Source organism: Bradyrhizobium sp. 138, from assembly GCF_023074075.1.
GTDB lineage: Bacteria > Pseudomonadota > Alphaproteobacteria > Rhizobiales > Xanthobacteraceae > Bradyrhizobium.
On sequence record NZ_JADPKT010000067.1, the window covers coordinates 19431 to 34195 of the forward strand.

The window sequence follows — 14765 nt, forward strand, 5'->3', positions numbered from 1 at the left end:
CAGCCAGCTGTGCGTGCTGTTCTCGTCCAGTATGCGCCCTCCGCTTTAACAGTTTGCGGATCGGCCAGTCTCGAGCCGCCTCTGCGAACGGGCCATCACCGGCTCACAAGGTGTCCGGGGCCTGCCCTGGCCGTGATCACTGCCGAAACATCATCGGCTGCAAATGGAAGAGGAATCGATGACCTTGGAAGAGCTCCAAACGCTTGAACTACGGCTTCATCCAGGCCAAAGCCATTGATCCGCGGCACTGGGATCGCGATGTTCTCGATGCACCGACGTCCGAGCACGGTGAGGCACATGTTCTGCACGGCCCGGCTGGGTTTGCCCAACAAGCCAAAGATATGTCCACTACCAGTCTTTATAGGTGTTTCAATGTTGTCAAAGTAGTTGCCCTCGATCAGTACTTGCACAGATGGTCCAGCATCCACTGCATGGAAGAATCCGCCGCTCTGTTGCGCATTCGTGTTGTGGAAGTAGTTGTTAAGGAGATGAATAATAGCCTGCGCACCGCCAATATGCGGCGCCCGCCCTGAGATCTCATGGAAATAGTTATTTGCGATGGTGATCGTCTGCGGGACACCAAGAAACAGGAGATTCCAATAGTGCTCCCCGTTACAATAGGAGGAATAGGTATCGCTCCCATCGAAGTCGTTCCAGGAAATCGTAATGTTCGTCGTAGGGCCAAAACCGCCGGCAATCATCTGCCGCCCGACATTATGAAATCGGTTGTGATCGATCCAAACCAGGTCGGCTCGTGCAATTGCAATAGCATCGCCGGCAAATATCACGCCTTGATTGATATCACTGATGGTCAGGTTGCGAATAACGACGTTGCTGACCTCATTTAGGCGTAGCCCCTTCCCTTTGATTGTGGCGCTCGGGCCAACGCCGATCACCGTCTTGTTTGAGCCAACCTCCAGCGGGCGCTTGCCGGCCTTGTCGAAGCCGACCAATGTCTTCTCCTTGCCATCGCAATGCGCATCGTTGCCATCCATAAGGAGAAGGGACTCACTTTTGTAAGGTGCCGGACAAGCACGGCCGTATTGGCAACCCTGCCCCTCCCCTTGCCCTTCCGTACCGGTAAAGTCTATGGTTCCGGCTACCTGGATCTCGCGCGGACTATTGTCATTGCAGTGCCCGTAGCTGTACGAACGACACAACTCATACTTCAGAGCTTTGGTTGATCTGACCTGAACTACCTCGCCTCCAAGGCCGCCCGTTGCTGCAGAGCCAAAGCCCTTGAGGGCTGCCGATCGCACGTTGTTCGATCCGAGCACGGAAGAGACCCCGACGACGACAGCAAGTCCACCGAGCACGCGCAACGACCGTTTGATGTGCTTCATCGTGTCCTTCATAGGCATGTGCTCTCTGTTACTCGGAAATCCGCACGAGGACTTGAACTCTCGAACTCAAATGCTGAACTGGACTAGGCCATCAGCATGCGGCGTTAACGCCATCAGATCGTCCTCAATAAGGCAGGATCGGAAGATCGGAACCATGCTACGCAACAGCCGTAGTGCGCAGCCGCAGCCTTCGCGCCAGCTATGATGGATCTGGGCAACCATAGAGCCAATCACGGCCGATGAAGCAGCGGTCGATGCTTCAGGAGCCCCGTCAGCGGAATACTGTAGGGTGCAACACGTCTGGCCCGGGTGGATGGGCCGTCCTCCTGACGTTTTGCTGGACCGGCGAGAGGCGCTTGAGCTCTTCGGCATTTTCGACCAGCACCAGAACGCGTGATGCATGATACTTCGCACCCCGCGGGAAACAGATAGGCGGCGCGGCTGGATCCTCGTCTTCCTGGATTGCACGTCGGATGTCCGGCCCCTTCTTCTGCGATATAGATCGGCCAGATTGGGCCCCGTATGTCGCGTGCCAGACCCATCACACGGACGGACGCCTCCTATCGATTTCATGACCGGCAATCATCACGCCGCCGGAATGGCTACGATTTCCTTGTTTTTGATGTCTGTCCAGTGCCATGGGCGGATCTAGCACAGCCGGTCACCGCCAACCTGCGACTCGCGGCGCTTCGAGCTGATGCGGCAGGGCTCAGCCGCAATTCTGGTCGTCCCCACTCACACCCTAAGGTGAAGCTGCTCATGTGCTGCAGTCATCGGCACGAAGAGCCGAATTCGTCTGCAAGCGGACGCATAGAACAACGGCTGACCAGCGTGCAAACGCACCGTCCGATCTGCACCTGCACCTTTGACGCATCATAGGTTTACTGCCCCCAGGGCCTAGCGCGCGCGGAGGAATGAAACCACCCACCAAAACTGATCGTTTTTATGATCCAGCATGAGGTGTACCCCAGTCCGAATCATGAGTCGCCCGGCTTTTCGTCGGGCTGCCGGGGAGCTTCGTCGATGTACACGCCGCCCTCCTTCCAAGTTGTCGGTATCACCGACGTTCGTCGGACGATGCGCCAGGCACGCTCGGCGACACTGATCACCGCTACTCACGAAGGGCTTGTTGGAACGATGCTGCCCGTAGTACTCGACGAGCGCGAAGGCTCCATGGGCACGATTTACGCCCACGTGGCGCGTGCGAATCCGCAGTGGAAGCTGACACCGACTGGCGAGGCGATGGCCATTTACACTGGAGCGGAGGCCTATGTCAGCCCCTCCTGGTACGTGACCAAGCACGAGAGAGGCGAGGCCGTACCGACGTGGAACTATGTCGCTGTGCATGCCTACGGGCCGGTCGAATTCTTCGATGATGCCGATCGGCTGCGAAAGGTGGTCACGCGGCTGACCGATGTGCATGAGCGCTCGGGCAAAGACCGCTGGGCGGTGTCTGACGCCCCTGCCGATTTCATCAAAACGGAGCTTAAGGGGATTGTCGGTCTGCGATTGCAAATTACACGGCTCGATGGCACGCGGAAGATGAGCCAGAACCACAACGCGGCGGATCGCGCCGGCGTCATCGAAGGGTTGTCGAAGAGCGACCGTGACGACGACCGTCGTGTCGCTCACCTCATTGCGAAAGGATGACGAACTCGAACGACGTATTGTGAACGACGCGGTATCACCTGGATTTTCTCCATATCCTCGACTGCTCTCCTTCTGCGCAGCGATGCGCCGGCGGCGGTCGGTTCCTGCTCGCCTCAGGCGCTTTTACAGAGCACATAAAACCATACACGACGCCATCGCTTGCGCGTCAGCTGTTGCGAGCGGCAGCAGCGGCGCGAAGCCCCAAGCCAACTCCGGAGAAGAAGAGCGGTACACCGGTTTTAATCCGGGGCCTGCTTCGGGGCGCATGACAGGAATGCTCTGCATTGAGATCGGATTGACGCCCTGCAAGTCTCAAGAGACTTGCAGGAAGCCCTCAAAGCGTCTTGAATCTGATGTTACGGTCAGACTGTAGATCTTCTGACAATTCGCGACAATTTGCGCTCGTTCCAACACTCCCCGATGGGCAGTAAGAAACGCGAATGTCTCAAATCCTCGAGGTCTCGCCGCTCGCTTCTGTCACGATGATCGGGGCTCCCGGAGCGCCCTGCTCGATATCGAACTCGAGCCTAAGACGTTGAAGAGACCTGTTCCGACCGATCCACGCCCTCCGGCGCAACCGGCATGCTGAACTGAAAGACGGCCCCGCGAGGATCATTGGCGCCCGCCCACATCCGGCCTCCGTGCGCCTCAATAATAGAATGGCAAATAGCGAGCCCCATGCCCATCCCTTCGGACTTGGTGGTGTAAAACGCCTCGAACAGGCGGTCAGCGCTGTTCGGATCGAGTCCTGGACCCGTATCCCGAAAAGTGACCACTACGTTATTCGAGTCATCTGTCCGCGCACTGATCAGTAACTCGCGGTCACCTTCGTTGATCTCGCTCATGGCCTCGATGGCGTTCGTGATCAAATTGAGAATCACCTGCCGGAGCTGGACGCGATCTGCGCGAACGAGCGGCAACGCCTCAGCCCGTCCCGTTTGCACCCATACATCATTTTTCGCAAGTTCCGCGCGAACTAGCGCCAGCACCTCTAAGATCAATTCGTCAATTGCGAGAAGCTCCGTTTGCATAGGAGCCTTATTCATAAGAGCGCGGATCCGACGGATCACGTTCCCTGCACGCATACTGTCACGGACAATCAAACCGAAGGTCTGCCGAACTTCTTCCAGATTTGGCGGCTGAGCACCGAGCCAATTTAGCCCCGCCCCCGCATTACTGCTGATCGCGGCAATCGGCTGGTTGACCTCATGGGCGATTGAGGCGGCCAGCTGTCCCATTGTCGTGATCCGATTGGCGTGTGCCAGCCCCATCAGAGTCTCGCGATACCGTCGTTCGCTTTCACGGGCTTCCGCTTCCGCTCTCTTTCGCTCTGTCAGGTCGAGGACGAAGCCAACACCTTGGTCGTCGCGCGCATCGAAGACGGCGAGGCCAATTAGCACCGGCACGCGGCTGCCATCCTTGCGGACATACTCTTTCTCGAACTGCTGAACAGCTCCGGTCCGTTTTGCTTCTGTTCCAGCATCCAGTGTGCGCTCGTGCCATTCTGGCGGTGTCAGGTCGAGACCGTTCACTCGCCCCGCGACGAGATCCTCTCGGTCGTATCCAACCATCTTGAGGAAGGTTTGATTTGCCTCGATGATCTCGCCTCCTTCGCGAATGATAAATATTCCGATGATGTTAGCGTCGAGTAGGCGCCGGATTTTCGACTCCCGTTCCTGAACTTCGCTGTACAACCGGCTGTTTTCCAGCGCTGTTGCAGCTTGCGAGGCAAGCATTTTCAGCACCGAGTTGCGGGCAGCCGAGAATATGCGCGCGGCGAGATTATTCTCCAGATAAAGTACGCCGATCAGCTTGCCCTGCGTGATCAGTGGCAGGCAAAGAATGGAACGCGCTTTGCGCTCGCGGATATACGGATCTTCCGCAAATGAAGGCTCGGCGGCAGCATCTTCGAGAATGACGTTTTCGCGGACACGTAGGACGAAATGCAGCACGGACTCGGGAAGTGCCATCGGAGTTACGGGCTGTTCATTCACCTTTACAAGCAGCGCATCCTCTTCCGTTGCGGCTTCCGCCTCGATCCGCGGCTCGCCTCCATGCAGCAGAATTAACAAACCTCGTTCGGCGCCGGCCTGCTCAATGGCAGTCCGCATAAGCGTGTCGATTAGTTTTTGAAGAACCATCTCGCCGGAAATCGCCTGCGAGACTTTTGTCACCGTCGCGAGATCAAGATGCTCAACCGGAGCTCCGATCCTCATTCCATTCGCGGCAGGAGTGGTCTCCTCATGGTTGAGATGGGGATTCAGCTCGTCGAGCTGACGCACTTTGCCATCTGCTCCCCAACGAAGGTAGCCGCGCCGCGCGTCCTGCAGGTAAACCCGGGAGATTCTGTCAAAACCGCGCGCAGCATAAAAGCGCGCTGCAAGTTCGCAAGCGATTCCCTCGTGGTGGGCGAAACCGTTACGTGCTGCGGTCTGGATTGAGTGTTCATACAGTCGCATTGCGTCTGTATCGCGGTATTCCCGCCTTGCAATTTCAGCGCCGACCAAGGCAGCCCGATTCTCAAAGTTTTCGGGGCAATTCGTGGCCCATATCTGCAGCTGTCTGTAATGGGCATCAATGATATCCCGATGTTGCTGTTGTTCACTTTCGCCTGGCTTGTCGCAATAACATGAGTGAGACAGCGCCCCATAGAAGTGAAACTCCGCGATCAACGGCTCTGTCGGCATGGTCCATAATTTGGGCTTCGCCTTGGAGCGAGCATCAACAGCCGCAGCATAATCGCCGGCTATAAATCGCGCCTGAAGTTTGCGGATCCAGTAGACGGTCTCGCTAGGTGACAGCTCCGGACTGCGTGCCAACGATCGCTCGACGTCTAGCTCGTCAAATTGTTGGTCATCGAAGCAACCGAATGAGCGCGTGAGGCCGCGCATGCTTCTAATGAGTGCGAGCTGAGCGGCTACGGTATCAGCAGCAAACTGAACCTTTCTATTCCGTATCGTAGCAAAGCTTTTCTCTATCTCGTTTTGCACCTCTTTCAGGGGATCTCCGGCCATGATCATATTTGAGGTTAGATGAAGCAAGCTGTACGCCTCATAGATGACATCGCCGCTGCTGACAGCAGCTGCGAGCGCTCGCCGAATCAAAACTCGGCCACCTCTTAGGGGCTTCGTCCACGGGATCACGTTGCACCCGAAGGCCAAATAGACGGGAGCCCGAAAGCGGGAGAACTCACCGCGATCAACCAGGTCGCAAGCAAGACGACCAAACTTGTCAGCTGCTTGGTAGTCACCGAAGCGCCCGGCCAAAATTCGGCCTAGCCATGCGTAATGGGCGCAAGAAGCATCAGTGTTGCCGTATTCGAGGCTGATGGTGACAGCTCTGCAGATGACCAAAGCGGATAAATTGGCGTCCGTGAAACCTGCGGGCGGAAGAATCCGGGTCAAGACGGCAAGCGTGGCAAGCGTGGTCTGATCTGTCATTGCAGGCAAGCTAGCAAGATCCTCGATTGCGTGGGGCAGCTGTGACCACATCCGCTGATATTCGGCTAATGTTTCCTGGTCCGTCGGATGCTGCGACCACTCGATCCCGACGTCGTGAAGATATTCGAGCCCTATGAATACTGCCCGCCCGTGCTGACCGAGCGTCAAGTATAGATCGACCCGCAAACATGCGACCGTTGCTCGCTGGGGCGCGTTCAAGGCGCGCTTCGACAGTACGGACAGGAGGCTCTCTGCAATGTCCAGCTGGCCTACCAAGAATTCGCATTCGGCCCGGCTTGTCTCCAGTGCGAACGCGAGTTCGTGGCGCCTTCGCCAAGAGTGCTCCGCGAGCAGCGCAGCACCGACGGTGAAATATGTGAGTGCCGAGGCGTAGGCCGCCGACGCCCTGGCACGCTGCCCTGCGACTAAATTCAGCTCTGCGAGCTGCTCACGCTCCTGATCGGAGGAAATTAGCGCGACACCTCGATTGAGTTGGCTGACGATGTCGAAGATAGCCTCTTCGCGTTTGTGCGCAGGGACGTGCGCCGCCAGCATCCGACCGATCCGCAGATGGGCAGGAGCGCGCGAGGATTCTGGCAGCAGCAAGTAGGCCGCCTCTTGAACGCGATCGTGGAGGAAGCGGTAGGCTGTTCCGTGGCGCGCGATCAGTTCCTGCCGGATCGCCGGCCACAGGGTCGCGTGCACCTGCTCCTGCGAAATTTCGAGCACGATCGCAAGCTCCGCCGCCCCGGCGATGTTGCCGAAACAGGCCAGCTGTTGCAGCGCGTCCTGCGTTTCCTCGGGCAGGCGGATGAGCTTGCCGAGCATCAGATCCACGACGTTCTCGGTGTACGCTTTTGCGTGAATACGCTCGAGATCCCATCGCCAGCGCGCCGACTCGTGATCGAACGTCAACAGCTGCTCTTCGGCCAGTTCAGAAAGGAATTGAATGGCGAAGAACGGATTACCCATCGTCTTCTGATGCACCAACTTTGCAAGCGGGGCAGCGCGTTTTGGTCCGCAGCGAAGGGTATCCGCGACTAACTGCGCGACATCGTCTGCAGTGAGCGGCGAGAGCGTGATCTCCTCGAAATTTACGTCGGCTCTCCTGATGGAGTCGAGCTTGCGTTTGAGTGGATGGCCTGCATCAAGTTCGCTGCTGCGGTAAGCTCCAATGAGCAGCAGGTGCAGATCCGACTGGGTCAGGAGATCCTCGATCAAGTCGAGCGTTGCGGCATCATGCCACTGCAAATCGTCGAGGAAGAGCACCAAAGGATGGGTTCGCCGGGCGAACACGCCAATAAAGCGGCGAAGCACCAGCTGGAAACGAATTTGCGCTTGCCGGGCTGGAAGCTCAGCAACCGCGGGCTGCTCGCCAATGATCAGGCTCAGATCGGGGATCAATTCGACCATCAGTCGTCCATTCGCGCCGAGCGCCTCCCGGAGCGCTTGCCGCCAGGTCGCGAGTTCGCCCTCACTTTTGCTGAGAAGAGGACGGACTAGGCTCTGAAACGTCTGCACTAGCGTCACATAAGGAACGGCGCGCTTCAGTTGGTCGAATTTGCCTGACACCAACTGCCCGCGCGAGGGCACCAGCGCTTTGTGTAGCTCCTGGACGAGCGAAGACTTACCGACACCGGAGTAACCAGCGACGAGCACCAACCTCGGCGCGCCGCTTTTCACCGCGCGATCGAAAGAGGCAAGCAAAGCCTCGATCTGAAGGGCTCTGCCATAGAGCTTCTCGGGGATGAGCAACCGATCAGGTGTGTCGTCTGTGCCGAGCTCAAACGGGTCGATGCGACCGTGGTTGGCCCATGCTGCGAGACAGTGTTGCAGATCGTGCTCAAGGCCAGCGGCAGTCTGGTAGCGTTTCTCGGCGGTTTTCGCGAGGAGTTTCATCACAATCTGAGATATCGGCTCCGGGAGGTTTTGCGATTTCTCGACGGGCGGTATTGCTTTTCTTGCAATATGACAATGGATCCACTCCAAGGGATCTGAGCCCGTGAACGGCAGCGCGCCGGTCAGCATCTGGTAGAATGTCACGCCAAGTGAATAGAGATCACTGCGACAATCGACCGAGCGATTCATTCGTCCGGTCTGTTCGGGCGCCATGTAGGGCAGCGAGCCAGCGATGAACTCGGCAGGCTCAGGCGGCACGCGCTCGCGGGAAAGACGGGAAGCCAGTCCAAACCCAGTGAGTCGCACCTGTTCGTCAGGACAATTGACCAGAATGTGAGCGGGTTTCAGGTCCTTGTGGACCAAGCCGTGCCGGTGAAGCTTGCCCACGGCCCTCGCGATACCAACAGCGAGGCGCAGGAAGCGCTTGGGCTCCATACGGATCCCGATCAAATTTAACAGCGGCTCGCCGCATGGATCCTTCAGGACAAGCATAGTCCGACCAGCTTCCCGGATGAGTTCCAACGGCCGCACCGCCCATGCCTCGTCTAGCTCCTCCCTCAGCTCACACTCATGGGCGAGGCGGTCGAGCGTCGCTGGGTGTTCCGTGATGGGCCGCACGACAAGCACGACAGCCCTGCTGCCGTGGATTTGCCGGCGCCACGCACGGCAGAACGCACGATCACCGTCCTCCCACAGGGGTTGGATGTCACTGTCGACATTTGGACCGAACAGAGTTCGGCTGAGGGGGTCCCGTGGCATTTGCCCGCCCGTCAATAAGGACTGATCCGAAACCTGACACATATGGGGCGAGCTTGTGAAGGGACTTCGCAAAACGGCGCGAGTACCGATTAAGGCCGCCAAAGGGTGGCGCCAAGGCCGACATCGTCTCGCGGGACGAGCGCGAGACCGGCGAGCGCGACCGCGGCACGCCGAGATGCGACTTACACACCCAATACGTGACGCGATCGTGTCGATCCAGCCCAACCCTGCGCGCCGGCCGGGCCTGCACAGCATCGGCGGCGGGCGCTGCGGACTAGCGCAGTGTGTGGGCGAAGGATTGTATTCGATAGAGCGGCTCGTGGCCCGTTACCCGACCACGGCCCACTGCCCGCGTGCAGCAGCGCCCAGATCGCTGCCACCGCTCAAGCAGACAATGACATGTGAAAGCTGATCGGTTTGCCCATGATCGGCACAACGCGCGAGGCCATTGGACGCCGGCTTCTGAGCGCTGCATCGGCCTGGGCGTCCGGGCCGCGATGCGCCAACGCCATCCCATGAGCCAATTGCGAGATCTCCTGGCGCGAACTGAAGCCCCGAGCGCCACAACTTGCTTCGCACAGAGACAGAGTATGTCTTGAGCAAGCGACCATACCATCGACGCGCTCAGTCTTCAGCACCAAACTAACATGGCATTGGGCCGAGAAACGTATTTATCTAGTTTCGAAGCCGTCCCGGCGCGCACTGTCAGGGCCTGAGCGTGCGTCCGGTCCGTCCCGGCGTTATCTGTGGAATGTTGATCATGCTGTCCCCATGAAGCAAGCAGCGCGGCGAGGTCGCGGTACCGCTAAGGAAGCACGAGCCTGTGTATCCGACAGGATATTTGAAGGAGCTCGCCGTACACAATATTGCACTTGAGGAAGGCCGCCCCTTCGACAACGCCTCTCAGACGCTAGTCACGAGGCTGATTCACGATCGCAGCAGAGATCTAACTCCAACGAGACAAATCCAATGATGCGGCAGCGCGTTTGGACATTGACTGATCAATAAACCACAGCGCCTGATCGAGCGACTGGCGCCAAAGAACTGAAGCAGATTCTTGGTTAGCATGAGCCCCTCGAAATCGGATTTACTAAGGCTCGGAGCGCTCGGTCCATTGCAGCAAGTCGCACAGCTGGACCTTTCCGCCGCTTCGATGGCTACCCCGCGGACATAAGCGCGGCCGATATTGCTTTTTCGAGCTGAAACCGCACCGGCGCGGTATCAGCTCAGCCTGTTCCCCTCGAGGCCAGTACGAAGCTGTCGATCTCCGAGCAGTCCCTAGATCTGAGGTCGATGCCGGCCGAGGAATACCGGACGGCAGGGCACTTACGCCGACCGGCGGAATGTCGCCTCCCTAGTTGACTATTGTGCGAACCGCTCTGAATGCGATCAGACGAATCAGTGAGCTCGGCGATCGCCTTGCTGATATCTGGGATGTCGAACGACCCTTTCTCACAGAAGCCGGTCCCGAGAATTCGCCCACGCTTAACAGCACTGCCGCCAAAGACGTTTGCTCCACAATCGGCCATGAAGGCGTGCTTCTAAGGCCTGAGGAAAGCAAGATGCTCGGTCGAATCGCTGAACATAAACGCCGCAAGGGCGCTCAGGCTAGAAATCCGGCGGAGAAGCGCGGTGCCGTTTTCGAGTCGACGTTCACTCCTGGCTCCATTGTTGGAAGGCGCCATGCAGTGATCGACTCTGAACCACACCATCAAGGGCAGATCTGCGAACCACTGTGAGCGAAACCGCGCTCCCCCATTGATGGAGCAACTGACCGGCGACAAAGGCACCCCTGATGCGCTCACCGGGCGCCGTATAGGCCCTTGCTGATCGGAATGCCGCTCGCTGCGGTTCGCTGCTTGAACAGAGTTCAAGAAAGGCGTAGGCTACCCCAAAACCGGTGAAGAGAACTGCAATTAAATGAAGAACAGCGGAACCTTCTTTGCCAATAAATGTACACCGGCATCGTACAACCTGAGGCTACGAACGCTTCAAGCCCTTCCTGGCCGGTGCGAAGTTGCAGGCAGTCACTCCTAGTCTGCCTTGCTGAGCGAGCCTCAGTTTTGCCGCGCTGGTTGCTTCATTGGAGGCAGCCTCACCACGGATGTCCTGGGCGATGTGGGGCGAACCCGACGCGCTTTCTGCTCAACGGAGTGCATCGGGCCGCCCGTAATGACCCTGCCTGAGCCATAGGCCCTGAGCAAATCGATGAGCTACTTGCTGATCTGACAACAGCTTCAGGTTGATGCTCGGAGCGCGTTTTGTCGTTCCTATGTAGCTCAAAGAGCCGATCTTCGAGGTGCCCGGCACGGACCTGTGATGTCCGCCAATTCTGGTAGGAGAATGATACTTTCGCTGGATCAGCGGTTGTTTTGCTGATGCAGGAGAACAAATACTACTGCGTGTTGGCGAACTGGTCCGCAGCTGGACACCGAATGAAGTGTGTCCCGCCTGTCCATTCAGATTACGCCGCCTCATCTTGGGGTGCGAGCCTCGTGAAGGAAGCAACGGCACGAACGCACGTGAGCGCCTGCAGCAGCTCGAGTTCGAGCATCTTTACGACAAACATGACGGAAAGGACTTGAATCGGACCTAGCGTCAGGTTGTACGAAGTCGGTGCAAGATGCTTTCCTCAACCTCGCAAAGAGCAACTCGCAGGCGCTCTGAGAAAAAGAAAAGTTCATGTGCTGATGCCGCTGCTACTCGTTCTGATGTCTATTTTCCTTAGTATGGGTGCGATAGTCTACGCCGCTTGCCGATCTCAACGCCGGCGGGATCGGCGCATGCACAGGCACGATAGCGCCAATTCGCTCAGCTCGCGCCCCCGTGTTCAACTACCAAGGCGCCGGGCATTCTGATCCTTCAGCCGCATAATGGGTCGTCCGCAGGCCTCATTCGCGAGGGCCAGGCGACACGCGCCGCCATGCTAAAGCGAGCGCCTGCTGCTGATCTTTTGATCGATGCCGCGGGGCCGATCCGACGCGACGGCGGACAGACGCGAAAGGCAGTTCTCGACCAGTCGGGCGGTTTTTGCTAGACTTTACTGTAATGCATCACGCTGGCGCGAATGGCTGACCCGTCACATACCTGGAAAATCTCAAACTTTGCACTGCGCGAAAGTCCTCGAAAGGCAACATGGTCAATCAAAGGTCGTAGTGAGGCGACGATTCTACTGTAAATCGCACAAGTGAGGCTCTGATCGTGACCAAGCGCTCTGAACCGCGGAAAGAAGCCGCAAATGTCGTAGGGCCGGAGGTGAGGCCGAGCGTCTTCCTCGTCGACGATGACCTCTCAATGCGCGAATCGCTGGTCAACCTATTTCGTTCGATTGGTCTGGATGTCGTTGCTTACGGATCGGCCCGGGAAATGCTCCAGAGCGAGCTCCCTGATGTTCCTAGCTGCCTTGTGCTTGACATCAGGCTGCCGGGATTGAGCGGCCTTGAGCTCCAGAGTGAGTTAGCCAAACTGAAGATTCACATTCCTATTATTTTCATCACCGCTCATGGCGATATTCCGATGACTGTCAAAGCCATGAAGAGTGGAGCAATCGATTTTCTCAGCAAGCCGTTTCGCGATCAGGAACTACTCGATGGCGTAGTCGCAGCTATCGAACAGGATCGGAAGAGACGAGGTGTAGACAAGGTGGTCAGGAGGCTACAGTCCTTGTTTGAGGCCCTAAGTCCACGAGAGCAGGATGTATTGAAACTAGTCGCCGCCGGCCTATTGAACAAACAGGTAGCTGCGGAACTCGGGCTCGCCGAGATTACAGTCAAAATCTATCGCGGTCACGTGATGAAGAAGATGGGAGCTCGATCCCTGGCCGATTTGATCAGGATGACTGAGAGGCTGGGAATTGGGACCGACCGTTTCAGGGTACAAACCTAGGTATGATTTTACAATTTCGTCGTGCAAGCGCATCCTTCTGCTGGCCGTCATGCTTCCGCCAGCGCCTTCGCCCAACTAAGAACGGGTCGTCGTGTCTAGGTATTCAACTGTTTCCGTTGTCGACGACGATCCTTCGATTCGTGCCGCACTGAACAACCTTTTGAAATCGCAGGGTCACAACGTTCGTACGTTTGCATCGGCTGAGGAATTCTTGCGGTCATCTCAATTGAACGATACGTCCTGTGTCATTGCAGACGTGCAGATGCCCATGATGAGCGGCTTTGAACTTTTGGAACAGATGCGGGCCCAGGGCCACGCTGCGCCATTCATCCTGATGACTGCCTTCGCAGATGATCGCACGCGAGCCCGCGCGTTGAGCGCCGGCGTAACCGGCTTTTTTGCCAAGCCCTTTGCCAGTCTGGAGTTGATCGCCTGCGTCGATGAAGCGCTTAGCGAGCATCGTGGTGGAACGAACGCGTGAAAGATGGGGAAGCAGTCTGGACCAAGCCGCACCCGCGCGGCGCTTACGATGTCGATCAATGCGCGATTGCCCGTGCTACCGCGTGCCAGTGGCGATCCTCGCCTTTCGATCTTGCCGCACTCCTGTCGTTGTTGTTGCACTTTCGGCATCTGGTTGAAACACTTGCAATGTCGGGCTCCTGACAAGGTGCCTCTGGTATGATCGCGCAATCGGACGAGGCGAGGCCCTCCTCGCTTTAACGAAGGAGCGCCCTACGTTCAGTGCTACGATCCTTGCTGAGCTTAGCGCGAAAGTGCCACGGCAGCGGCTTGCCGGCAGTACCTCGTTAGAACAAAGAACTCACCTGAAACTTGTGCGACCGCTCCAGATAGGTCGGGCACCGGAGTTTGTGGGAGGAAAGGCGCGGCGATCGCGGCCAAAATCACGCAGTCGGTCGAACGATCGGTGCGGAATTCACAAAAGCCACAAAGATCGCATTTTGGCGATGTTGGGCTTTCGCAGGATTGAGTGGTGTACGCCAAACTCGCCAACTTGCATTTGCTCCCAGCAACCCCTCGGCGGGCCGAAGCACCCGAAACCTACGCATCCGCTGCAGGGCAACACAAATGCCACTGGTCGAAGCGATTTTAAGCCCACGCCTTTGCTGCCGAACGCATCCACGCCTCTCCGCGCCGGTTCCGGCCAAACGCAAGGCCAAAAGCCGGGCTCTGGACGCGCGATAAGCCGTATCCATCCGAGCTAGGCCGCGGACAGGGGCTCACCGATTCCACCGCTTGAGGAGTTCGGGGTCTTCTTGTGCATCCTGATGAGCTCCGTCAGGTTTTCAATGCCGAAGTCGGTGAACGCCATGACCTGGTCGTCACCTATGCCGTAAACCCGACGCCATCCTCTGTGTCCATTCCGTTGGCCGCGTCCCAGAGCCAGTCCTCGTCTTCGCCGAGGTCTTTTGGGACGCGAGCAATGGTGAAGACGGCGGGAACCTTGTGGACGTGCATGGCTACGCCGCCTGGGTGGAGGACCTCGACGCCGGAGGCGTCCAGTTCCAGGGCAACAACTCGTGCAGGCGATTCTGCGGCATGTCGGCGATGCGCGCGAAGACGTCGGCAAGCCAGGCTTTCGGGTCGACGTCGTTGAGACGCGCCGTCATGATAAGCGTGGCCATCACGGCAGCCCGCTCCGCGCCGCGATCAGAACGGCGAACAACCATGCTGCCGATTCCAAGGCGATCGCGCGCACCGTTCCGATTTGATCGCGCGCGGCATTCCGAAGTGATGGCGCGCAGCATTCCGAGAATTGTCCGCGCAGGAT

At 57.9% G+C, this 14765-nt stretch carries 5 protein-coding genes and 1 pseudogene; 3 read left to right on the plus strand and 3 right to left on the minus strand.

What is annotated here, in order from left to right; all coding sequences use genetic code 11:
* Nucleotides 1–95: 95 nt before the first annotated feature.
* Entirely contained in the window at nt 96–1343 is a 1248-nt protein-coding gene (locus tag IVA79_RS22110; protein WP_247556619.1) for a right-handed parallel beta-helix repeat-containing protein, read from the minus strand.
* Between the two features lie 1023 nt (nt 1344–2366).
* Here IVA79_RS22110 and IVA79_RS22115 point away from each other — a divergent pair.
* On the plus strand, nt 2367–2993 hold the full coding sequence (locus tag IVA79_RS22115; protein ID WP_247556621.1) for an FMN-binding negative transcriptional regulator: 627 nt from the start codon (nt 2367–2369) through the stop codon (nt 2991–2993).
* Between the two features lie 527 nt (nt 2994–3520).
* On the opposite strand, the gene IVA79_RS22120 is transcribed toward IVA79_RS22115, so the two are convergent.
* Nucleotides 3521–9091 (minus strand): ATP-binding sensor histidine kinase, encoded by a 5571-nt coding sequence (locus IVA79_RS22120; RefSeq protein ID WP_247556623.1) that lies wholly within the window; start codon nt 9089–9091, stop codon nt 3521–3523.
* A 3201-nt stretch (nt 9092–12292) separates the two neighbouring features.
* Here IVA79_RS22120 and IVA79_RS22125 point away from each other — a divergent pair.
* Nucleotides 12293–12976, plus strand: coding sequence for a response regulator transcription factor (locus IVA79_RS22125; protein WP_247333143.1), 684 nt, complete (start codon nt 12293–12295; stop codon nt 12974–12976).
* A gap of 91 nt (nt 12977–13067) precedes the next feature.
* On the plus strand, nt 13068–13457 hold the full coding sequence (locus IVA79_RS22130; protein ID WP_247333144.1) for a response regulator: 390 nt from the start codon (nt 13068–13070) through the stop codon (nt 13455–13457).
* Between the two features lie 997 nt (nt 13458–14454).
* Here IVA79_RS22130 and IVA79_RS22140 read toward each other — a convergent pair.
* Nucleotides 14455–14765, minus strand: a pseudogene (locus tag IVA79_RS22140) (transposase domain-containing protein); the annotation flags it as partial.